Source organism: Paenibacillus sp. FSL R5-0345, assembly GCF_000758585.1.
In the GTDB taxonomy this organism is placed as follows: Bacteria; Bacillota; Bacilli; order Paenibacillales; family Paenibacillaceae; genus Paenibacillus_AQ.
The window spans coordinates 2,054,929-2,077,009 of record NZ_CP009281.1; the positions used below are offsets into that span (position 1 = coordinate 2,054,929).

16 protein-coding genes are annotated in these 22,081 nt (G+C 44.4%); 9 read left to right on the plus strand and 7 right to left on the minus strand.

Annotation, left to right across the window (positions count from 1 at the left end; all coding sequences use genetic code 11):
• The first annotated feature begins 49 nt into the window (after positions 1–49).
• From R50345_RS08890 to R50345_RS08900, 3 genes are all read left to right on the plus strand, one after another.
• Positions 50–2,104 carry a methyl-accepting chemotaxis protein gene (locus R50345_RS08890; protein ID WP_052414529.1) on the plus strand — a complete coding sequence of 685 codons (2,055 nt, stop codon included), beginning with the start codon at positions 50–52 and terminating at the stop codon, positions 2,102–2,104.
• A gap of 165 nt (positions 2,105–2,269) precedes the next feature.
• The gene (locus tag R50345_RS08895) at positions 2,270–3,202 is read left to right on the plus strand and encodes an AraC family transcriptional regulator (RefSeq protein ID WP_042125834.1); all 933 of its coding nucleotides are present in this window, start codon (positions 2,270–2,272) and stop codon (positions 3,200–3,202) included.
• Positions 3,203–3,320: 118 nt separating this feature from the next.
• A complete protein-coding gene (locus R50345_RS08900) occupies positions 3,321–4,826 on the plus strand; it encodes an alpha-glucosidase/alpha-galactosidase (RefSeq protein ID WP_042125837.1) in 1,506 nt (501 codons plus the stop codon).
• Between the two features lie 155 nt (positions 4,827–4,981).
• Here R50345_RS08900 and yhbH read toward each other — a convergent pair whose 3' ends face one another.
• The 5 genes from yhbH to R50345_RS08925 form a co-directional block, all read right to left on the minus strand.
• On the minus strand, positions 4,982–6,145 hold the full coding sequence (gene yhbH, locus R50345_RS08905; RefSeq protein WP_042131999.1) for a sporulation protein YhbH: 1,164 nt from the start codon (positions 6,143–6,145) through the stop codon (positions 4,982–4,984).
• Between the two features lie 271 nt (positions 6,146–6,416).
• The gene (locus R50345_RS08910) at positions 6,417–7,121 is read right to left on the minus strand and encodes a hypothetical protein (RefSeq protein ID WP_042125838.1); all 705 of its coding nucleotides are present in this window, start codon (positions 7,119–7,121) and stop codon (positions 6,417–6,419) included.
• A gap of 32 nt (positions 7,122–7,153) precedes the next feature.
• Positions 7,154–8,101, minus strand: coding sequence for a DUF11 domain-containing protein (locus tag R50345_RS08915; RefSeq protein WP_042125841.1), 948 nt, complete (start codon positions 8,099–8,101; stop codon positions 7,154–7,156).
• Positions 8,098–14,832 carry a DUF7507 domain-containing protein gene (locus tag R50345_RS08920; protein WP_156114762.1) on the minus strand — a complete coding sequence of 2,245 codons (6,735 nt, stop codon included), beginning with the start codon at positions 14,830–14,832 and terminating at the stop codon, positions 8,098–8,100. The genes R50345_RS08915 and R50345_RS08920 overlap by 4 nt, the downstream gene beginning before the upstream one ends.
• Positions 14,833–15,129: 297 nt before the next feature.
• The gene (locus R50345_RS08925) at positions 15,130–15,597 is read right to left on the minus strand and encodes a methyltransferase domain-containing protein (protein WP_197069764.1); all 468 of its coding nucleotides are present in this window, start codon (positions 15,595–15,597) and stop codon (positions 15,130–15,132) included.
• Positions 15,598–15,803: 206 nt separating this feature from the next.
• Here R50345_RS08925 and R50345_RS08930 point away from each other — a divergent pair, with 206 nt between their 5' ends.
• Together R50345_RS08930 and R50345_RS30730 are read left to right on the plus strand one after the other, a co-directional pair.
• Positions 15,804–16,271: a hypothetical protein gene (locus R50345_RS08930; RefSeq protein WP_042132001.1), complete on the plus strand. Its 468-nt coding sequence runs from the start codon at positions 15,804–15,806 to the stop codon at positions 16,269–16,271.
• Between the two features lie 112 nt (positions 16,272–16,383).
• A protein-coding gene (locus R50345_RS30730) for an IS3 family transposase (protein ID WP_139328618.1) occupies positions 16,384–17,942 on the plus strand; the annotation gives its coding sequence in 2 pieces (ribosomal slippage) (positions 16,384–17,017 and positions 17,017–17,942; 1,560 coding nt in all).
• 86 nt (positions 17,943–18,028) lie between these two features.
• On the opposite strand, the gene R50345_RS08945 is transcribed toward R50345_RS30730, so the two are convergent.
• Positions 18,029–18,490: a hypothetical protein gene (locus R50345_RS08945; RefSeq protein WP_052414530.1), complete on the minus strand. Its 462-nt coding sequence runs from the start codon at positions 18,488–18,490 to the stop codon at positions 18,029–18,031.
• 169 nt (positions 18,491–18,659) lie between these two features.
• Here R50345_RS08945 and R50345_RS08950 point away from each other — a divergent pair, with 169 nt between their 5' ends.
• On the plus strand, positions 18,660–19,043 hold the full coding sequence (locus R50345_RS08950) for a DUF423 domain-containing protein (protein ID WP_042125846.1): 384 nt from the start codon (positions 18,660–18,662) through the stop codon (positions 19,041–19,043).
• Between the two features lie 168 nt (positions 19,044–19,211).
• Here the strand turns inward: R50345_RS08950 and R50345_RS08955 are convergent, their stop codons facing one another.
• Positions 19,212–19,739, minus strand: a complete 528-nt coding sequence (locus R50345_RS08955) for a hypothetical protein (protein WP_042125848.1) — start codon at positions 19,737–19,739, stop codon at positions 19,212–19,214.
• Positions 19,740–19,954: 215 nt separating this feature from the next.
• Here R50345_RS08955 and R50345_RS08960 point away from each other — a divergent pair, with 215 nt between their 5' ends.
• The 3 genes from R50345_RS08960 to sufC all read left to right on the plus strand — a co-directional run bounded on the left by R50345_RS08960 (position 19,955) and on the right by sufC (position 22,056).
• Positions 19,955–20,257, plus strand: coding sequence for a YunC family protein (locus R50345_RS08960; protein WP_042125850.1), 303 nt, complete (start codon positions 19,955–19,957; stop codon positions 20,255–20,257).
• A 244-nt stretch (positions 20,258–20,501) separates the two neighbouring features.
• Positions 20,502–20,963, plus strand: a complete 462-nt coding sequence (locus R50345_RS08965) for a Dps family protein (protein ID WP_042125852.1) — start codon at positions 20,502–20,504, stop codon at positions 20,961–20,963.
• A gap of 310 nt (positions 20,964–21,273) precedes the next feature.
• On the plus strand, positions 21,274–22,056 hold the full coding sequence (sufC, locus tag R50345_RS08970; RefSeq protein WP_042125854.1) for a Fe-S cluster assembly ATPase SufC: 783 nt from the start codon (positions 21,274–21,276) through the stop codon (positions 22,054–22,056).
• Positions 22,057–22,081: the final 25 nt, after the last annotated feature.

The window sequence follows — 22,081 nt, forward strand, 5'->3', positions numbered from 1 at the left end:
TACAGAAATGGAAGGCTGTACCCTTTTTCCATCATAGGGAGTGAACTTAATGAAAAAGCTATGGACTCTACAGTTTAGATCAGTTGGGATAAAATTGTTCGTTATTCTTTTCAGCTCCATAGTGCTCTTATCCACTGTTCTAGGATTGACTTCATATTTTGCTGCCAAAGATATCATTACAGATGAGGTTGCCGCGGCCTCCTCACAGTCTGTAGTTCAAGCAGCGGACAAGCTGGATTTTGTTCTAACCGAATATGAAGCGCTTTCGAGGCAATTTGCACTCGACTCCGCATTAAAAGGTGACTTGGAAAAAATAAATAGTGGTGAACTTACAACGGTAGCTAAAGTTGCTGCAGAAGATCGGATTCGCAGAAAGCTAGACTTAGTTAAAGGTTCAGATGAGCGGATGTATGGCGTCAGACTGGTATCTAAGAGCTTGGAAGAAACAGAATCTTATAAATCTGCAGGTATTAGTGGTCTCCGTAGTGATGAAGGTATTGCTGAGAGACTGAAACAAATTGAGGATGCTAAAGGAGAGCCAGTATGGTTTCCGGTTCGTGAGAAGGGCTTCTTTGATGCTTATACTGAACCATCTTTAACTATGGGGAGATTGCTTCGCAATCTATTGCATCCTGAAGCGGAGTACTACATGCTCATCGAAGTTAAAGGGAAGGCCATGACTGAAATGTTATCTAATCTTCAGATTGGAATTACCGGTGAGATTCGAATTTTGAACACAGATGGTAACATTGTTTATGGTACGGATAATGCTAAACTGGGTCAACCCTCTTACATAAAAGTATCAGAAGAGCAAGATATAGAAAAGAATCATTCATTTACAGCAGCCGATGAGAAGGGAAGTCCTCAGCTTGTCGTTTATCAGCCTTTAACGACCGCTAAGTGGACACTCATGGGATATGCACCGGTTAGTGATTTTACGAAGTCGGCGGACAAGCTTCTTTATATTACGTTCTCTGTGGTGCTTGCAGCTGCCGTGATAGCCCTGTTAATTGGTTATGTTCTTGTTCGTTTGGTTGGGCGTCCACTAGGTAAACTGGCGACCTTAATGGAAGAAGGTGAGCGAGGAAACCTTCGTGTACGAACAAATTTTAAGGGTAAGGATGAGATTGGCCGGCTCGGGCATAGCTTTAACAAAATGATGGAGCAAATTTCTCTGCTTGCAAGCCAGAGTGAGATGTCAGCGGATGAAGTGCTTGGTACTTCGGAACAATTAGTCAAAGCATCAGGTACAACCTCACTTCATGCCAGAGAGGTTGCATCCGCTACAGGTGAGATTGCACTTGGAGCAGCTAGCCTTGCTGTCGAAGCAGAAAGAAGCCATGCTAATGTCGAAATCATTGGCAGCAAGATGAGTGAAGTAACCGAACTAAATACAGTAATGGACGCTTCGGCGGAACGAGTTATTGAGGTTAGTGATCAAGGGACAGAGCTGATGAAGCTGCTAGTAGAGCAGAGTGAGTCTACGGTGGAAATGTTCAATCGAATACAAGAGAACTCCAATAAGCTAAGAGAGAGTACTCATTTAATTCGCAGTATTCTTAGTCCTATGATTGCTGTGAATAAGCAGACCAATATTTTGGCGCTAAATGCCACTATAGAGGCGGTAAGAGCCGGTGCAGCAGGCAGAGGCTTTATAGTGATTGCTGATGAAATCAGACAGCTCGCAAATCAATCGAATGATTCGATCCAATCGGTCTCCAAGATTACGGAAGAGATTGGTCTACACATTGAGAACACGGTTAAAGATATCAATGAGACCGCTCCAAAGTTCCGTGAGCAGATTTCTTCCGTACGTGAGTCGTCGACGATCTTTGCAAGTGTCAAAGAGGAAATGGAACACTTCATGGGGCATCTTAGTGAATCCTCTGCTTCTATTCATGAACTGATAGCGTTTCAGCGTCAATTAGGTGAATCCATGGCGAGTGTCAGTTCCATTGTGCAGCAGACGACGGCTTCGACGCAGGAGGTAGCTTCTATGTCTTCACAGCAATTTACTGTAAGTGAGGAGCTAGTTTCCTTATCCCAAAAGCTAGAGAGCTTAGCAGCAGATCTTAAGCAATCTATGGTTTCTTTTCAAGTATGAGAATTACATCTTAATAATAAAAACAATAAAACGAGTAATTCTCCTGTATATTGGAGTTTTGCTCGTTTTTTCTAACTTAATGACTTCAAGGAGCTCTTCTTGTCTTAGAAGTGGTTTGGGAGATACACTTGGATTAACATTTTAATAGAAGAAAGGAGTGATCGAATGACGAATTTGCATCTAAGTCTTAGTGGGAGTCTTTTTCAGCAGGCATTAATTGAAGGGGATTATAGTCCTCGGTTTTTTGCTTACTATTATAAACAGTGGAACAATTACAGCATGTCTTACCATCAGCATAATTCAACCGAAATCATGTATTTGATCTCAGGAAGTTGTGTCGTGGATGTCTGTCCAAAAGCAGATGAAGAAGAGAGATTTAAGTTAAAGCGGGGAGAATTGATCATACTCGATGCAAATGTACCGCACAGACTGATTGTCGAGGATGGATCGCCTTGTCGAATGCTAAATGTGGAGTTTGGATTTATGGAATATACAGGGGTTGCTCCATCTATCGGCAAGCTTGCCCTGCAAGAAAAGGCCCTTGCTGAATGGTTGCAGGCCCCCTTTTCCAGTCTAGTCATGCCTGATCCGGAGGAAATCTATCATGTTCTAAAAGGACTTGTACTGGAGCTTGATCAAAGTGGCGGGAAAGGTGGAAGTATGGTCGACTTATTGTTCTGTGAGCTTATGCTTCGATTATCTAGCTTGCGACAGGATCAGCTTCATACCAGCCAACAGCCTTCACAGCTCTATGTTAGGCGGAGTATTGAATTCCTTCATCAGAATTATGACCAGAGTATTCAGGTTAAGGATATCGCTGCTGCAGTCAATCTGCATCCCGGATATCTGCATCGTATTTTTAAGTCGCATACAGGCCGGACAGTCAGTGATTATTTGAATATGCTGCGAATGGAGAAAGCAAAGATGCTGCTGGGGCAGAGTGATATTCCAATTGCTGAAATTGCCGATTATGTAGGAATTAGCAGCAGGCAATACTTTCATCTCCTCTTCAAAAAATACACAGACAACACGCCAGTAGAATATCGCAATTCCATTGAGCGTCATTCCTGGAGTTACGAAGAGATGGATCTTCAATAGATAGGTTAGGATTTTAGACACCTTCCTTCAAAAGAGGTCATGATATTGGTTACGCTTTCCTAAGCTCCCTTGCTACAATGGACAGGAACGATCAATTCATTACCGGAGGATGATAAGGATGTCATTTAAAGTGTCTTTTATAGGGGCTGGCAGTATTGGATTTACCCGTGGCTTGTTGCGAGACTTACTAACTGTATCGGAATTTAAAAATATTGAAGTCTCATTTATGGATATTAATAGTCACAACTTGGAGATGGTTACCGAACTGTGCCAACGTGATATTAAAGAGAATGGATTAAATATTCAAATCCAGGCGACTACGGATCGAAGAGAAGCTCTGAAGGATGCCAAGTACGTATTTTGTACTATTCGTATGGGTGGACTGGAAGCATTTGCAACAGACATAGATATTCCATTGAAATACGGAGTCGATCAGTGCGTAGGGGATACCCTTTGTGCTGGAGGCATCATGTATGGACAGCGTGGGATTGCGGAAATGTTGAATATTTGTCGCGATATTAGGGAGATGGCTGCACCGGATGTCCTCTTACTTAACTATTCGAACCCTATGGCTATGCTAACTTGGGCTTGCAATAAATACGGTGGTGTACGGACGATTGGTCTGTGTCATGGGGTGCAGCATGGGCATGGGCAAATTGCAGATGTGTATGGGCTGAAGAAATCAGAAGTCGATATTATTTGTGCGGGTATCAATCACCAGACCTGGTATATTTCGGCGAGTCATAAGGGTAAAGATTTGACCGGTGGTCTCCTAGAAGCCTTTGAGAATCACCCGGAATTCAGTCGCACGGAAAAAGTTCGGATTGACATGTTACGCCGCTTTGGATATTACAGTACAGAATCCAATGGCCACCTAAGTGAATATGTGCCATGGTACCGTAAACGCAGCGATGAAATTATGGATTGGATCGATCTCGGAAGCTGGATTAACGGTGAGACTGGTGGATATCTACGTGTCTGCACAGAAGGGCGGAATTGGTTCGAAACGGATTTTCCGAATTGGATGAAGGACTCGGCACTGGAGTATACGGTGGAGAATCGCGGAGAAGAGCATGGTTCTTTCATTATTGAAGGATTGGAAACGGGCAGAGTATACAGAGGTCACTTTAACACTGTGAATAATGGCGTAATTTCAAATCTGCCAGATGACGCGATTATTGAAGCACCGGGTTATGTGGATCGGAACGGAATATCGATGCCGATTGTGGGCGAATTGCCTTTAGGAGCAGCCGCAGTGTGCAATGTTAGTATCTCAGTGCAACGTTTAGCCGTCGAAGCTGCTGTGCATGGCGATGACAAGCTGCTGCGTCAAGCATTTATGATGGATCCGTTGGTAGGTGCGGTATGTAACCCGAAAGAAATCTGGCAGATGGTCGATGAGATGCTCGTCGCAGGGGAACAGTGGCTACCTCAATACAGCGAAGCTATTGCTAAGGCAAAGGAACGTTTAGCTTCAGAAGAGCTTATCCCAACGAACGCTAACAATGAGGGAGCTGCACGACTGAAGGTGAAGACGGTGGATGAGATGATGCAGGACCGGGAAGCAGCGAACAAAAATGCCGGTGAGTCTGACAAAGGTAAGGACAGAGAGAAGGTACATTAGGCTGTAATCTGACAGCTACTTTGTACGCGCCGTGAGTGATACTCGAATCAGACGAATTATGCTATTTTGTATAAAGAGAAGAAACGCCAAAAAATGCGGGTGTCCCAAAAGCCATGAAATGGCTGATAGGACATCCGTATTTTTGAGTGGAGGGATTATGAATGAACAGTGCCCTTTTGACTGAAGAAGGTCTTTAGCGCCTGATACACTTCTTTTTTGTCTTTAATGACATAATGCATGAATTGTTCGTGCTTTAGATGACGATAAGCGGACATTAACGTGCTGCTGCGATTATACTGATTCACTTCGCCGTAGCCGAACATATTGCTGCGTTTCAGTAGTTCTCCGATCAGTTTCACACAACGTTCGTTGTCGGAGGTGAGATTATCACCATCGGAGAAGTGAAATGGATAAATATTGTACTGCGCAGGCGGGTAGCGGCTGTCGATAATCTCAATTGCTTTTTGATAGGCTGAGGAGCAGATGGTTCCCCCACTCTCCCCGCGGGTGAAGAAATCATGCTCGCTGACCTCTTTAGCCTCTGTATGGTGGGCGAGAAAGACAATCTCTACCTTTTCATATTGGCGGCGTAGAAAGCGGGTCATCCAGAAGAAGAAGCTACGGGCGCAATATTTTTCAAAAGAACCCATCGAACCTGACGTATCCATCATCGCAATAATGACCGCATTGGAGTGTGGCGTTCTAATGTCATCCCATGTTTTGTAGCGTAGATCGTCAGGACTTATACTGTGAATTCCGGGATTGCCTCTGCTTGCATTACGCCGAAGATTCTCCAGAAGAGTACGTTTCTTATCGATGTTAGACATCATGCCTTTTTTACGGATATCATTGAAGATGATAGATTTAACTTCGATCTCTTCCTTATTCTTTGGCTTCAGATGTGGCAACTCCATATCCTGAAACAAGATGTCCTCCAGATCTTCTAGATTGACCTCAGCTTCTACAGTATCTTGACCGGGTTGATCGCCTGCTTTTTCCCCTTTGCCGGGCTGTGCCGACTGTGAATCGCGTCCAAGTACATCGCCGACCTGACTTTCCCCGTCTCCCTGTCCTACATGCTTTTGCTTGCGAAAATTATAAATAATTCGATACTCATCAAGACTCCGAATCGGAACCTTAACAATCTGCTTACCACCTGACAAAATGATATTTTCTTCGGTCACGAGATCCGGCAAATTATCCTTGATAGCTTCTCTGACCTTTTGCTGATGACGTTCCTGATCCTGATGACCTTTGCGATGAAGGGACCAGTCTTCTTTTGAGACAATAAAGGAAAAGGGACCAGATGATTGCGACAGGATGACCACCTCCCATGGAATATAAATGTTGATTGAAGGAACCTTATGCAAAGTATATATTTGGGGTCCCCGCAAAGTGCCTGTGTACGTATCGAAAGCAAAGACTCACTTTGTGGGGATGTTTTAAAAATATAAGAAAGTATAAGTTTCACCCTATACATTATTCTTATATTTCTACGAGAAACGGATATCGTCTTTAAAAGACGACAACGTCGTTTCTTCTTGGGTTGTAACTAAAGTATATTCATGGGGATGGGGGATATGTGATTTCTTATTCACTGATCTCTTCCACGGTCAATATATAACTGTTCGACTGGCTCTCGCCAGTGTATTCACGTCCATCAAGATTGAAGAAATATTGAGCGGTTACTAAGCCTTTAAGGAAACGACCCAGTACATGTTCACTTACCCGGACAAAATAATGGATGTTTACAGTAGCAGCAGCTTTGACTGTCCCTAGCGACAAAGTGCCATTAAATGATGATTGGGGATGTGGAATTCCATCAATCACAATGCTGCTAGGATCCAAAAGACATTCCTCTGGCGTTAGCCGATTAAGGGATACTTCAGCTGGCCAATTTCCACTATTCGTTAGGGAGATCCAGCACTGGACGTGTTCTCCTGCTTCCACAAGGGTAGGCTTTGCATGTGTTTCGAGAGAAATGACAGGTGTGACTATTAAGGTGGTAACAGTATTGGAGCGGGAGGTTTGTCTTACTGTTCGTCCGTCCGGGAGCACAAAGGTATATTGAACACTACCATGGTTTTGTACAGCTGCAATGGCATGGATATTTATAGCTGCAGGTATGCTCACTTGAAAGACCACGACCGTAGAGGTTCCACCTCTTAATGTACCAAGCTGAATGCCATCTGCTGGACGGGCTCCTTTTAGCATCACTCCGTTTAAAAGAACGCTATCCCATACAAAAAGAGTACCAGAAGGGATGGCATCCGTCAGAACTGCATTTACGGCCAAGGTCCCGCTGTTAGTTACCGTTAGTTCATATCTTAGGTTGTCACCTGGAGCGGCTGTAACATGTCTACTTTTTTGCTGATACTGACACCTGCCAGGACAAGGGAGACAACCACAGTGTTGCTCTCGATCGTATTTGGATCCTCATCGACGGAATAAGTGACCAATGCACGATTTGTCAGGTCCAAGGATGGAGGGATCTCTGTAACTCGGACGCGAAAGGTGATGTCAATGCTTAAGTCTTTATCCAGTTGACCGATTGCTATTCCTTGTGTTGGATCTGATTCTGGATAATAGATTCCACCTGCAATGACACTCCCTGGAATGAATACGGCTCCGTTTGGGATAGAAATCGTTGCGGTGATTTGGTTTAATAGACTGTTGCCTTCGTTCGTGAGCCGCAATGTATAGGTAACTACATCTCCTATAAAAGAAGTTGGAGTGCTTGAAGTCAACGAAGTAGAGAGCTGGTACGAACGTAAAGAAACTAGTACGGAATTAGAATATAAATCTCCATTAATGATTCTTCCCTCCGGTGTAGTAAAAGGAAAACGGCCTAGCGCTTTATTTTGCAGCATTAACGAAGAAGGTAATGAAATGATGACAACTTGAAAGGCGATGCTCACTTGACTCTGCGGAGCAATAGAACCTAGCGTTATGCCCGAAGACGGTGTAGCCCCTGGGAGAGGCACACCGTCTCTTAGCACACTGTTGGAAATAAAGGAAACACCCTCTGGAAGAATGTCATACACCGTTAGCACAGCTTCTGTGTTTCCATTATTAGAAGCTGTAATGGTATACACAAGGGTGTCACCTAATGAGGCATGAAGTTTATCTGTACTCTTCAGCAATGAAAGTACCGGGCCCACGACCGGGGTGTTAACGGTATTGGAATAGACAATGCCGTCAACACCCGCCGCCGAGTTGAAGAGTACCATAGATTGATTGGTTACGACAGGCTGGGTGCGTGAGCCGGGAATCATAACGCTACTACCTTAACCTGGAAGGTGATGGTTGAAGAAGCACCGGCAGCAATAGTGCCGATGGCTATACCGGAAGCCGGGCTGCCATTAGGTCGTGGGGTTCCGTCTACAGTGATGCTGCCGGTTACAAACTGGCTGCCTGCTGGGATAGGGTCAACCATGATGACGTTATTGACTGGTGAAATCCCTAAATTGGTAACAACAATCGTATAGGTGATGATATCGCCGACAACAGCATCAATAGAAGTAGTGCTCTTAACGACACTTACATCCGGAGAAGAGACAGGGATTATTAGGACATTTGAAAGAGAAGTTCCGGTGAGCAGACGACCATCTGGTGGTGTAAATGAGAAAGTTGCTGAAGCCTGATTGACTAACTGCTGCGGTGACGGGAGGGAGGCTACTGTAACCTGCAGGGTTATGGTCACTGTTACTGTGCTTCCCGGAGCAACTGCTCCAATATTTAATCCAGTAGACGGGTCGGAGCCTGGTTGTGGCACACCATTAACGAGCACGCTGTTTGGAACGAAGATAGCCCCGCTAGGAATCGTGTCAGTTATGACTACATTTGCTATGAGGTTACCAGTATTCGTCACATTCAAGGAGTAAGTAATCGTATCTCCGACAGTTGCGGCGGTTCTGTCTGCCCCTTTGACAACTACAATGATAGGCTGATATACCGGAATAACAATCGTATTAGAGAAGGAGGATCCCGAGAAGGCTCCAGATGTGAAGCTGACGGATGCTTGATCAGTTAGCGTTGCAGGATTAGGCAGTACATTGACGATAGTGCTAAACGAGATATTGACCGTAATGCCCGGTGCAATTGTGCCCAATGAGATACCATTCGCAGGGTTGGCATTAAGGTGTGGGATACCATCAACGAGCACACTGCCAGCGATAAACGAAGAGCCCGCCGGTATGGGATCACTGATGTTTACATTGCTGATATTGGCTATTCCACTATTGGTAACTGTCAGGTTGTAGATAATAGTATCGCCTACAACGGCATCTGTAGCTGGTGATGACTTAGTTACAATAACATTCGGTGAGGATACTGAAATAGTCGACGTGTTGGAATTGATCGAGCTGTTAAATGTCCGGCCATCAGGTAAGGTGTAAGCAAAGGCAACGGATGCTTGGTTAATTAGCTGCTGGCTTGCCGGCAGTGTTGTAATGAGTACTGAGAACATGACAGAAAGTGTTGCACCTGCGGATATCACGCCGAGTGGTATGCCAGCTGCAGGATCCGCTCCCGGAGCCGGGGCGCCTTGAATAAGTACGCTGTTAGGCACAAATGTCGTCCCAGAAGGAATAGTATCACTCAGCGTAGCCAAAGCCCCGTAATTACCTGTATTGGTTACGTTAATTGTGTAGGTAATGGTATCACCGACGGTCGCATGAACTGAATTTGAGCTTTTCGCTGCGGCTAGAATAGGTAAATAAATAGGTGTTGATACAATATTTGAAAAAGCTACATTAGAGAGTACCCCTGAGGTGAAGCTAACTGTTGATTGGTTATTTAGTAAGCCTGAAGGTGGCAATGAGACTGTGTTCACTGTGAAGGCTACAGTTACGGTTACACCGGGTGCTATACTGCCTAAGGTTACCCCTGTGGAAGGACTAACCCCCGTACGAGGCACTCCATCTACTAGCACGCTTCCTGATACAAATGTAGTACCTGCAGGAAGGGCATCCGTGAAAACGGCATTATTCACCGCTTCAATTCCGTTATTGGTAATCGTAACCGTATAGGTAATCGTGTCTCCCACTGTAGTTGATGTAGTTGGTGTGGATTTCACTACTGCCAAATTAGGAGAAGAGACGGGGATAGTAATCGTATTAGATAGGACAGAACCGCCAAGTGTACGCCCATCCGGAAGCGTGAAGCTATACGCTACCGTACCCTGATTGACCAGTTGTTGTGGGTTTGGCAATGAGGTGATATTTACTGTGAACACTACTGCTGTTGTACCACCTGGAGGAATAACTCCGGCAGGAATCCCCGTAGATGGATCTGCTTGTGCTAAGGGGAGTCCATTAATAAGCACACTGTTCGTAACGAAGGTAGTGCCAGCTGGTATGTTGTCAGTAACAATCAAACTTGCCGGGTAATTTCCCGTGTTACTAACGGTCAGGGTGTAACTGACAGCGTCACCTGTTGTAGCGTTATTTGTACTAGCTGTTTTGACAACAGAGATGTTCGGCTGGTACACAGGGATGGTAACGGTATTGGAAAAAGTGGAGCCGGAAAAAACACCTGATGTAAAGGTTACGGATGCTTTATTGATGAGTGTAGCTGTGGGAGGAATAGAAGTTACAGTAACACTGTATGCAACCAGCGCTGACGCTCCAGGTCCCAAGGTACCAATAGAAATTCCGGAAGAAGGGCTCAGGTTTGGAAAAGGCACTCCGTTCACGGATACGCTACCCGTTACAAAAGCAGCACCTGCTGGTGTTGGATCATTAAGTAATACGCTATTAACAGCTTCTAAACCGTTATTTGTAATATTTACGTTATAAGTGACCGTATCTCCGATCGCTACGGAAGTTGAGTTTGAGCTTTTGACAACGACGATATTAGGAGCTGAGACTTGCAGTGTGACTGTATTAGATACAGCAGTTCCGCTTAAAGGTCTACCGTCAGGAGGGGTAAAGGTAAAGCTCGCAGAAGCTTGATTACTGATTTGTTGTGGTGAAGGCAGGGAAACAATGTTAACTGAGAAGCTAACAGGGACACTGGTTCCCGGTGCGACACTTCCTACAGCGATGCCGGTATCGGGTGCTGCACCTGGTTGCGGCATACCCCCTACAATTACACTGTTAGGGTTAAAAACAGTCCCAGCTGGAATGTTATCAGTTAAGGTTACATTTGCAGCAAGATTACCTGTATTACTTACTACCACTGTGTAGATGACTGTATCGCCTACAACTAGCGCATCGAAATCACCGTCTCCATCTACGGCACTTTTGACTAAGGAGATTTGGGGTTGAATGACTGGAGTGCTAGTAATATTAGATGAAGAAGAACCGGAGAATACACCGGATGTAAAACTGACGGATGACTGATTATTAATCTGTGATGGTATCGGCATTGTTATCCTCACCTCGAATGTTACGGTAGCTGTCGCGCCTGGGCTCAGACTACCGATTGGAATGCCGGCGGACGGAACTGCAAACGGCTGAGCAATGCCGCCTACAATTACGGTTCCGGAAATAAAGGTTACATTCTCAGGTAAAGGATCACTGAGAATGATGTTACTTACTGAAGCAATACTGTTGTTCGTCAATACAGAGGTGAATGTCAAAACATCACCTGTAACGGCAGTAGAAGCGTTCACGCTTTTTACAACTTTGACGTTAGGCGCAGAAACAGGAACAGAGAGTGTATTCGACACTACATTTCCTCCGAGTTGACGCCCATCAGGAAGGGTGAAGCTATACGTTGCTGAAGCGGAGTTTAGCAACATCTGTGAAGGAGGTAACGCTGTTATCGTGACCAAAAAGCTCACCGATACGCTGTCACCTGGTGCCAGTGGTCCAACTGGAATGCCCGTTGCTGGATTATATCCGGGAAGAGGGGTTCCACCAATAATTACACTGTTCGTTTCGAATACAGCTTGGGGTGGAAGTGTATCAGTTAATAGTAATGTGGCTGCAATATTCCCGGTATTGCTGATGAGAATTGAATAAGATAAGGATCCCCCAACGAATGCCTGAGCTGTATTCGCGCTTTTGATCATACTGATAATAGGTTGATACACAGGTGTTAATACCGTATTCGAAAGTGAAGAACCGGTGAAGGCACCGGATGAGAAAGAGGCACTAGCTCTATTTGAAAACTGCGCTGGATTTGGTAAAGAAGATACGTTCACTCTAAAAGAGACGGTTGTAGAGCTGCCTGCCGGAATACTACCGATAGATATTCCTGTACCTGGATTAGCGGCTGGTACCGATGAACCGCCAACAATAACGCTGCCTGCTACAAAAGTGCCTCCAGTAGGAATAGGGTCAGAGACTACGACGTTATTCACAGCTACGCTACTTGTGTTGGACAATATGATTGTGTATGTCAGATTCTCTCCGACAGCGACAGCTGCAACGCTTGCGGTTTTACTTAACGTAACGTTTGGAGCAGAGACAGGGATGCTGACAGTGTTTGATTGGCTAGTTCCGGATAAGGATCTACCGCTTGGTAATTGGTAGGTGTAACTGCTGCTGGCTAGATTGTTCAGAACAGGTGGTGAAGGCAGAGATTGGACAGTGACCAGAAATGTTACCGGCACAACAGTTCCTAAGGCTACTGTACCTAGATTAATACCTGTAAGAGGAGAATCTGTAGGTCGTGCGACTCCGTTTACAGTTACACTACCCGATACAAAGGTAGCCCCTGAGGGAATATTGTCGGTTAAGGTTACAACAGCCCCGATATTTCCGGAGTTCTGAACATTTAATGTATAAAGAATATTGCCGCCTACTGTTGCGCTAGCGGTGTTCGAGCTTTTAACAATTTGAATGATGGGTTGATATACCGGAGTCGTAGTCGTGTTGGACAGCGAAATACCAGTAAAGGCTCCTGAACTGTAGGACGCTGTAGACTTGTTTAATAGCTGTGCTGGACTAGGTAACGAGATAACATTGACCTGAAAGGTGACGGTAACTGAACTTCCTGCAGCGATTGAACCAACAGTAATACCTGTACCTGGATTTGCAGAGGGTTGTGACGTCCCCGCAACTGTAACACTTCCTGAAACCAGTGAAGTCCCTGTGGGAATGGTATCAGTAAGGATAACGTTATTAACTGCTTCGATCCCGTTGTTGGTGATTACGGAAATATAAAGGAGTGTGTCGCCAACAGCGACATCAGCAAATCCTGCGCTTTTGACCACGGCAACATTGGGGAGTCTAACTGGAATAGACAATGTATTGGATGTGGCTGATCCAGCTATAATTCGCCCATCTGGAACTTGAAAGGTATAAGCGGCGCTCGCTTGATCGACCAGTTGCGGTGGAGAAGGAAGACTGTTCACCACTACGCGGAATTGGACGGTAGAGCTTCCGCCAGCAGCTATCGTTCCAATAGCAATACCTGTAGCAGGATTTCCAGCGACAGGTGCTCCATTGACGGTAAAGCTACCCGCAATATATGAGCTTCCTGAAGGAATATTGTCGGTAAGGGTTGTTACAGCACCGATATTTCCAGTGTTGGTGATTTGAAGAGTGTAGGTGATCTGATCGCCGACCGTCGCATTTGCAGTATTGGCAGTTTTTACAATGTTAAGAATGGGGGAATATACCGGTAAAGTTACTGTATTAGATGGAATGACCCCCGTCATGATAGGACCGCCAGCTACGCTTTGAAACGTAAAAGCAGCATTGGCGGTATTAGCTATATTTTGTGGACTTGGTAATGAAGTGACTTTGGCTTGATATGTAACCGTTATTGAAGTGCTCAAGGCTAATGACCCCAAAGAGATCCCTGCTGTAATATCAAAGGTGGGCTTCGATACGCCGGCCACTACAACACTTCCGGTGACAAAGGCTGATCCTGTAGGCAGCGCATCTGATAAGACGACGCTAGCTGCACTCGCTGTACCAGTGTTACTGACAGTTACTGTATAAGTTACTGTATCACCAACTATAGGTCCGGACACATTGGCACTTTTAGTAACGTTTATTTTGGGTGCATTGATATCGACTTGTATAGCATTTCCATTGAGTACATAAGCATCGCCAGAGGTAGTTAATTGTAAGATCGCTGAAGACTGGTTATTTACTAATCTGGCCGACACGTCAACATTGGTAATATCACAACCTTGTCGACCACCGATGATGTTAGTTCCTGGATTCCCATTCGTCTGATTGCGCGTTCCGAATGTTCCGGTTGTATTGAGATTACCTAGATCATTGTTAATCTGTGAAGCGAAGAAGTTGTTGGCAAAGTTATTGGGTCCTGATAGAGCTACGAGAGTAGCTGAGGTAGGACCGAACAATGCCTGGTCTCCCGAACGATTCGCATCACCTTCCTGCGCGCTAAATAGGGCCCTACCTCCAAGTGCGCCTGTAATTGGAGTTGCAAAGCCTGTTATTGTCGTAGAGACGGGTGCTGAAGTTGCCTGTACAAGTATTGCACCTGCCCGTAAGGACATATTACGGAAGGGCAAGGATGTATTTTGATAGATTACACCCAGTGTCCAGCCCGCATGGTTAGCTGTGGAATCACTAGGAATAACGATCGTGCCAACTACACCGCCAGTGGTGTAGGTTCCGGCGCCGCCTTGCGAAATAATACTGGTGACATTGGCAGAACGTACATATGCGGAAGCACCACCTCCCAAATCGACAGTATTACTTGTAGTTGCATCGGGAGTTATGCTGAATGTACTTCCGGCTGGAGTAATCAAAGAGACTGGGTTGTTTATAGCCGCACTGAGATTCACCGTTCCATTAATATAGGTACCGCCCCAAATGAGCTCTGCATATAGTACAGTGCTACCTGACGGTAGGACTAATATGGCTGATGAACTGTTGCTTGTATAAAGACTAGTAGTTCCATTAGGATAGGTGCCAAATACGGATGAAGTGTTAACAGTGGTAAAACCGCCGATGCTGTCCAGTGTCCCTGGCACTCCGACTGTATCAGAGCGACTAAGTCCTAGTGTGTTGCCCGTAAATGTGATAGCACCGGTCGCATTGATCGTTGCCCGTACGACTAGTGGAATGATTCTCACCTCCTTCGAGGTTAATTTGCTTTTAAAAAAGTGAACCGCCCCATAATCAGGACGGCACAGTTAATACCTGTATGTTAGCCTATGACACAAATCGGGTATAATTGTATGTCCCATCAATAAATTATAGGAAAGTTTGTCTATCGTGTGATTTTAGCCTGCGTTTCATAAGAACACGGGGTTCAGCGAAATGCCCTCTACTCATCAATTCCAGCTCATGGATGGAAATATCATCTTTGATTACGGTGAAATGGTACATGATTTCATGCACAACATTGGCTTGAAGCGTCTTTAATATTTCTAGTTCTTCTGTTTCGTAAAGAGGATCTTCATATGGATATTGATAGAATAGCTCCATTCGTAGCAACCGATAATCGAACGGCGGCACGGGTATGGGATAGTCTGGAATTGCTGGGCATACTGGACCGGATGGAGGCTGAAAAAAGACCCTGTAAAATAACGCGGAGTATATTCATCAAACTTTTGCTTGAAGGCAGGATTGGACATATGGGCAAAGCTGTGGGCATAAGGAGCCAGAATACAAACAATGGCTTTGTGGATGCTAATTCTGTGAATTTCCGACATAACCGCGTATAAATCCTCCATATAGGGTAATACACGACTAGCCATTACAAACTCGGCGGTATTGTCCGGCAAAGGGATGCCTTGGCTAATGTCACAGACAATATCCACATCGGGACCCGCGATACGATCGATCCCGAGATAACCTGTTTCTTTACTGGATCCGCAGCCGATATCGATTCTCAAGGCGACCACTCCTTAGGGATAAATCAGGCTCAACACTATTGTATTAACCCCGCTTCAGCCTGCATCCGGCGGATGCCTATTAAACAATGGAAGTTATTAATAATTAACGTATTATGAAACCTTAGCAGAGTTGATAACGTTTAAAGGAGTAGGCTTGTGGAAAATGACTTTGAAAACAACAGCTAAACATAGAGGAGGCAGTCAACATGAAAAAACAACGTACCTTACCCGCCATAGCTGCAATCGCAGCATTAACACTAGCCTTAACCGCTTGCGGTGCTACTAATAATTCAGCACAGCCATCTGCAGAACCAACTGCAACAGCTTCTCCAGTACCGACAGAGGAGAGCACAAGCACACCTGTACCTACAGAAAGTACGAGTACAACTGCACCAACAGAGAATCCAAGCACACCAGCACCAAAACCAACTGCAAATCCAGAAGCTAAAGTGCTTAAAGGAACAGGCGTTTACGTCGGACAAATAGATAGTCATTCTGTTGAGATTGAGACCAAAGAAGGTCCTACGGCTTTTGAGATTACAGCTGGAATGGAGAGCGTACTTGAGAAGCTGAATACGGATGATTCCGTAGTTTTTGAATATGTAGAAAAAGCAGTCGAAGGCGATGCAACAGTTAAACAACGTGTGCTTTCAAAGCTGTCACTTGCAAAATAAAAGAACTTATTTATGAATAACAAAAAGGCTGTTCCTGATTGATTTTGATATGCTCCCCATATAGTAGACAGGCGAAATAATAAAAACCTGCTGCTGTATGGGGAGTATTTTTATGGAACAAAAGAAGTATACGGCACTCGAAAAATTAACGGTTCTCCAAGAAATTGAACGGGGCGACATTGGTTTGAAAGCTGCGGCCCGAAAGTATGGATTATCCAAAAACTCTATAGTGAAGTGGCGGCAACGTTATCAATTGTATGGGTACGAAGGGCTGGAAGTTCGAAGCCACAACCGTACGTATTCCGCAGAACTTAAACTCCATGCCGTTAAGGATTATCTCGAGGGAGGATTGTCACAAAACCAAATCATCTGCAAGTATAAGATTGCAAGTTCAACCCAACTCGCCAACTGGATTAGGAAGTATAATGGTCATAGCAACAGCTTAACAGCTCATTCAGGAGGATCTAAAGCTATGACCAAAGGACGCGTAACCACTTGGCAGGAACGGATAGATATCGTGCTGTACTGCCTTTCGAACGGAGAAGACTACACGAAGGCGGCAAGCCATTTCCACGTGTCTTACCAACAAATATATAGCTGGGTAAAGAAGTACGAAGCAGGCGGTGAAGAGGCGTTACGTGACGGCAGAGGACGTACTAAAGCGCCCGAAGAACTTACGGAAGCAGCTCGCCACAAACTCGCGATGCAAAAGCTGGAGTACGAGAATGCACGCCTGCGTGCGGAGAATGCTTTTCTAAAAAAGTTAGAGGAACTCGAAAGGAGGAGACGTTAAGAACCATTCGCCAGGAGAACATCTACCTGGCCATTCAAGCCGTTCAACAGGAACAGTCTTGCTCCATTCGACTTATGTGTGACATCGTAGGGATTTCACGGTCAAGTTACTATAAATGGTTGAATCGCAAACCTAGTTCCCGAGAGACCGAAAACGAGAAACTGACAGAGGCTATGCTTCTCTTGTATGAGAAGGTGGAACGAACCTTTGGGTATCGTCAATTGACCCTGCATTTGCGCAGACAAATGAACAAATCTATTAACGCAAAACGAGTATACCGACTCATGAGACGCCAAGGTATCCAGTCTGTCATCCGCAGAAAGAGAAAGAAGTATGTAGGCTCCACGCCTCAGCAGGTCGCGGAGAATGTGCTAAACCGTAATTTTGAGGCGGAAGCTCCAAACCAAAAATGGGTAACGGATGTAACTGAATTCAAATACGGCAAGGGTAAGAAGGCGTATTTAAGTGCAATAAAAGATCTGTATGACAATTCCATTGTTGCTTACGTTCTGGGCCATTCCAATAATAATTCGCTAGTTTTTAACACGCTGGAATTAGCATTACAGGCAGCGCCGGAGAGCCGAACCTTACTCCATAGCGACCGCGGTTTCCAGTATACCTCTCTGCATTTTAAGAAGATGCTGGACGATTCACAACTGAAGCAAAGCATGTCCCGAGTAGGCTGTTGCATTGACAATGGGCCGATGGAATCCTTCTGGGGAACAATGAAATGTGAGAAGTACCACTTACATACCTACCAGACCTTTGAAGAACTCCAAACAGATATTGATACCTACATTCACTTTTACAATAACGAACGGTTACAGGCAAAATTAAACGGCCTCAGTCCCATTGAATTTAGGACTAAGGCCGCTTAAACTACTTTTATTTTTTGTACTGTCTACTTGACGGGGTGCAGTTCATTTCAGGAACAGCCTTTTTATCTTTGATTTTGAAATAAACGTTATAGCGTCCCAGCATTGACTAAGAAAATAGTAATAAGAAGCATAAAGAGTAGGATAATCATACCGTTGATGAGGGTGCCTATAACGCCAAACACCTTACGCCGTTTCCGGATAGAGAGTCCTATAATGCCGATGACAACACCAATTACATTTAGAGCTGAAAGAATAATAACAGTCATTCCGAGAAGCATGATGGACTGCGATGATTCGGCTAGTAGATTCGAGTTCTCGTTAACCATTGAAGAAGCCTTCATAATAATGAAGAGAAAGAGGGCTGCATAACCTAAAATGGTCACTAGGCTGATGATGAAAGAAGCAATACCCGGTCCAGAGTGTTGTAAGTCACGATCTACTTTTTGATACGAAGACTGAGAATCCACATCTGGTTGACTCGGATAAGGTTGGGGATTTCCTACCTCTGCTGTAGGCACATTAGATTTTGAGAGAGAATTAAGGTCCATGGGTTGCACTCCTTGAGAGATAAGAATGAAATGTTGTTAATATCCACTTTTTCATATAGATGCTAAAAAAGCAACCCCTGATTGTGGCTAATTCGTAAATGGCTGCTGGAAAAAGCAACCTGCAATCGTTTATGATAGAAGAAGTCTAATAGTAAGGAGTTGTATTGGTATGCAACGGAAATTGATGGCCTGGGGGGCTTTGCTAGCTATGCTGGCAGTAGGAATAGGTGCTTTCGGAGCTCATTTACTAAAGTCAAGGATCACTGAAGATTATATGAAGGTATATGAGACCGGTGTGCAATACCACATGATACATGCACTTGGTGTGATTCTAATTGCACTGATTGTAGGGCAATGGGGAGAAAGCACCCGGTTACGCTGGGCAGGACGTCTGTTAATAGCAGGAACTATTTTGTTCTCAGGTAGCTTGTATGTTCTGAGTATCTCAGGGATTAAAGTGCTTGGAGCGATTACACCTATTGGTGGCGTATGCTTTATTATGGGTTGGTTATTCCTAGCCCTAGAGGCATTCTCCCGTAAAACTACGCTCTAGACGTTAAGAATGACCAGCAGGATTTGGGCATTGCGTGAAAATGAAGGGATCGTAGTAAGTGCAAAGAGGTAGTAGCTCCGTTTTAGGGCTATTGCGACTTTGATAACAGCAAATAAGCACCCATTCTCTCTAAGAGAATGGGTGCTTATTTGCATAAAAGGCATGCGCTTACAGAAATTCGTCAATCTCATTTAGATTAAAGCGGTATACCTGTTTCTCATCCACGTGATAGACACTAATAGAGTTGGCTGCTTCATCAAAATTTAAAATCCGACAGGGCATGGACACTTGTTTCCCGTACCGATTCGCTCGTAAACGTACTAATTGGTTGTTCTGAATGTACTGTCGAATCTTCCCGTATGCATCAGCTGGCGTCTCAATAGCTGACTGCTGTGCAGGCAAATCTGCCTGTTTATCTATCGGTTTATCGAGCTGCTTCTTAGAGGTCTTTGGTGGCAGCTTTAATGAAGTGGGAGGAGCAGAGCTTTGATTCAAGGCTATTTTGGCAGAACGAAGCAAGCTGTCAATGGTTCTCCCCAATTCAAGACCGGAGTTAATGTTGAAATCTGTGATTTTGTCATTATTGTTCAACATTTCAAGCAGATATTGCAATGCAAGCGGGTTGGTACGGGCATTAATCAGGATGTCGACATTGAATAAATAGTTGCCGTCTGTGTGTTGTAGTTTCTCGTCCATAGATCCCCCAGCTTTTCGTTTGAACATTCCTTTACAATTATAAGAATGTAAATAAACTATAACATTAAACAAGTAATAATCATATACCTGACACTAGAGAAAATGGGACCAAGGTACTGTGTTTTTTACGAAAAGCCTAGGACTACCAACCGCACATCAGCAGGGCGTGGAGCATACATATACAACGTGGATCGTTAATAAAGGAGGTGCTGCTATTGGTTACCATGGAGCCTATTACCGTAGGTGAACATACGCTGATCGGAGTAGAGGTTAAGCTTCCGAAAACAACGCTGCTCTCAATCAGCACAAGCCGAGGTTATATAATGTGTGGTGCGCTGGATGTTGGCCTGCTCAATGAGAAGCTCAGTGATCGGCAAATTATCGCAGCCCGGGCAGTTGGTGTACGAACACTGTCACAGCTGTTAGCTGCCCCATTGGAGTCTGTAACCTTAGAAGCGGAGCGTTTAGGTATCGTACCAGGCATGACAGGTGCGGATGCATTGCTTCTTATGATCTGACTGAACAATCTTACGAAATCCAAAACACAAGAGGCCTTGGGCCTCTTGTGTTTTTTTTGCAAGGATTAGAATTTTAACGTAATCGGTAGTGTCTTTAGTGTTAATAATTTCAATCGAAGGTTTATGGAAGGGTTCTCCTTGTTTCGTCATACATGCTAAGGGGTAAATTAAGAATAGACAAGTTACTGCCGGACGAAAGATGAAGTGAACCGGTAAATATAAAGGATAAGGATGGGATCATATCATGGCTAAAGCATCTAATAAAGTAAACACAACTTCACTGGAACAAATTTTGAACCGTCAGGTTGCTAACTTAAATGTATTGTACGTTAAAATTCACAATTTTCATTGGTACGTAAAAGGAGAACAATTCTTCTCACTTCACGTGAAATTTGAGGATCTATATAATGAAGTGACCCTCCAAATGGATGAAGTTGCAGAACGTTTGCTGAGCATCAAAGGAAGTCCAGCTGCGACGATGAAAGAATATCTAGAATTGGCAACGATACAAGAAGCTACCGGTAAAGAGGATACGCGGGGAATGGTTCAGTCACTGATTGAAGACTTCGCTACCATTTCTGAAGAATTGACAGAAGGTATTGAGCTTGCCGAGGAAATTAAGGATCAGCCAACATCTGACATGTTTATAAAAATTCGTGGTGATCTTGAGAAACATCAATGGATGCTGCGTTCTTACCTTAGCTAAACGATAAAGCGGATGAAATAAGGCTTCCTGCGGGAGGTCTTATTTTTTGCGTTAGGCCGCTCAAAAATCTGTATGGGTGATTAGCGCTGAAAATAGCGGAATTATACGGTATATCATAGGGGAAATAAAAAGAGATATTTGTAAAAAAACAGGGTTTGTTATAAAATTGTTGAGAATCATTGATAATCACTGTGATTCAATTTATAATAATTATAATGTGATATAGAATCTAATTGTGCTGGGAATCAGGATCATCCTGTTTCAATACAACTTTTGATTTCGCAAATCGATCAATGGAGGGAATAATATTATGGCAGCAGATTTTGTCATTGAGGGACTTAAAGCGACGATTGAGGGAAAAGAGATTTTGAAGGGGATTAACCTTCAAATGAAAGGTGGCGAAATTCACGCCATTATGGGACCAAACGGTACAGGTAAAAGTACCTTGGCATCCGCACTTATGGGTCACCCTAAATATGAAGTAACTGAAGGAACGGCAACACTTGAAGGTGAAGACCTTCTGGAGATGGCGGTTGATGAACGCGCACGTGCAGGTCTATTCCTTGCTATGCAGTATCCGAGTGAAATTTCCGGGGTAACGAACTCCGATTTCTTGCGCTCTGCCATTAATGCCCGTCGTGAAGAGGGAAGCGAAATCTCTTTGATTCGTTTTATCCGTCTTATGGAAGCGAAGATGAAGGAACTGGACATGAATCCTGAGTTTCTACACCGTTACCTGAACGAAGGCTTCTCCGGTGGTGAGAAGAAACGTAACGAAATTCTTCAAATGATGATGCTAGATCCAAAAATCGTGATTCTGGACGAAATTGACTCTGGTCTTGATATTGATGCTTTGAAAATTGTAGCTGAAGGCGTAAACTCCATGCGGAGTGAAGATCGCGGCTTCCTAGTTATTACCCACTATCAACGTCTCTTGAACTACATCAAACCTGATTTTGTACATGTTATGATGCAGGGCAGAATTGTGAAATCCGGCGGTCCTGAGCTTGCACAACGTCTGGAAGCTGAAGGCTATGAGTGGATTAAAGAGGAACTTGGAATTGAAGACGAAACAGTAGGGCAAGAAGCGTAAGAAACGCCAGGAAGGAGGAGAACAC

Excerpts from the sequence above, each read along its gene's own strand:
- R50345_RS08965 (WP_042125852.1), top strand. The coding sequence starts at position 20,502 with ATGGCTAAAGCATCTAATAAAGTAAACACAACTTCACTGGAACAAATT.
- R50345_RS08895 (WP_042125834.1), top strand. The coding sequence starts at position 2,270 with ATGACGAATTTGCATCTAAGTCTTAGTGGGAGTCTTTTTCAGCAGGCA.
- R50345_RS08945 (WP_052414530.1), bottom strand. The coding sequence starts at position 18,490 with ATGGACCTTAATTCTCTCTCAAAATCTAATGTGCCTACAGCAGAGGTA.
- R50345_RS08930 (WP_042132001.1), top strand. The coding sequence starts at position 15,804 with ATGAAAAAACAACGTACCTTACCCGCCATAGCTGCAATCGCAGCATTA.
- R50345_RS08915 (WP_042125841.1), bottom strand. The coding sequence starts at position 8,101 with ATGATTCCCGGCTCACGCACCCAGCCTGTCGTAACCAATCAATCTATG.
- R50345_RS08890 (WP_052414529.1), top strand. The coding sequence starts at position 50 with ATGAAAAAGCTATGGACTCTACAGTTTAGATCAGTTGGGATAAAATTG.
- R50345_RS08900 (WP_042125837.1), top strand. The coding sequence starts at position 3,321 with ATGTCATTTAAAGTGTCTTTTATAGGGGCTGGCAGTATTGGATTTACC.
- sufC (WP_042125854.1), top strand. The coding sequence starts at position 21,274 with ATGGCAGCAGATTTTGTCATTGAGGGACTTAAAGCGACGATTGAGGGA.
- R50345_RS08950 (WP_042125846.1), top strand. The coding sequence starts at position 18,660 with ATGCAACGGAAATTGATGGCCTGGGGGGCTTTGCTAGCTATGCTGGCA.
- R50345_RS08955 (WP_042125848.1), bottom strand. The coding sequence starts at position 19,739 with ATGGACGAGAAACTACAACACACAGACGGCAACTATTTATTCAATGTC.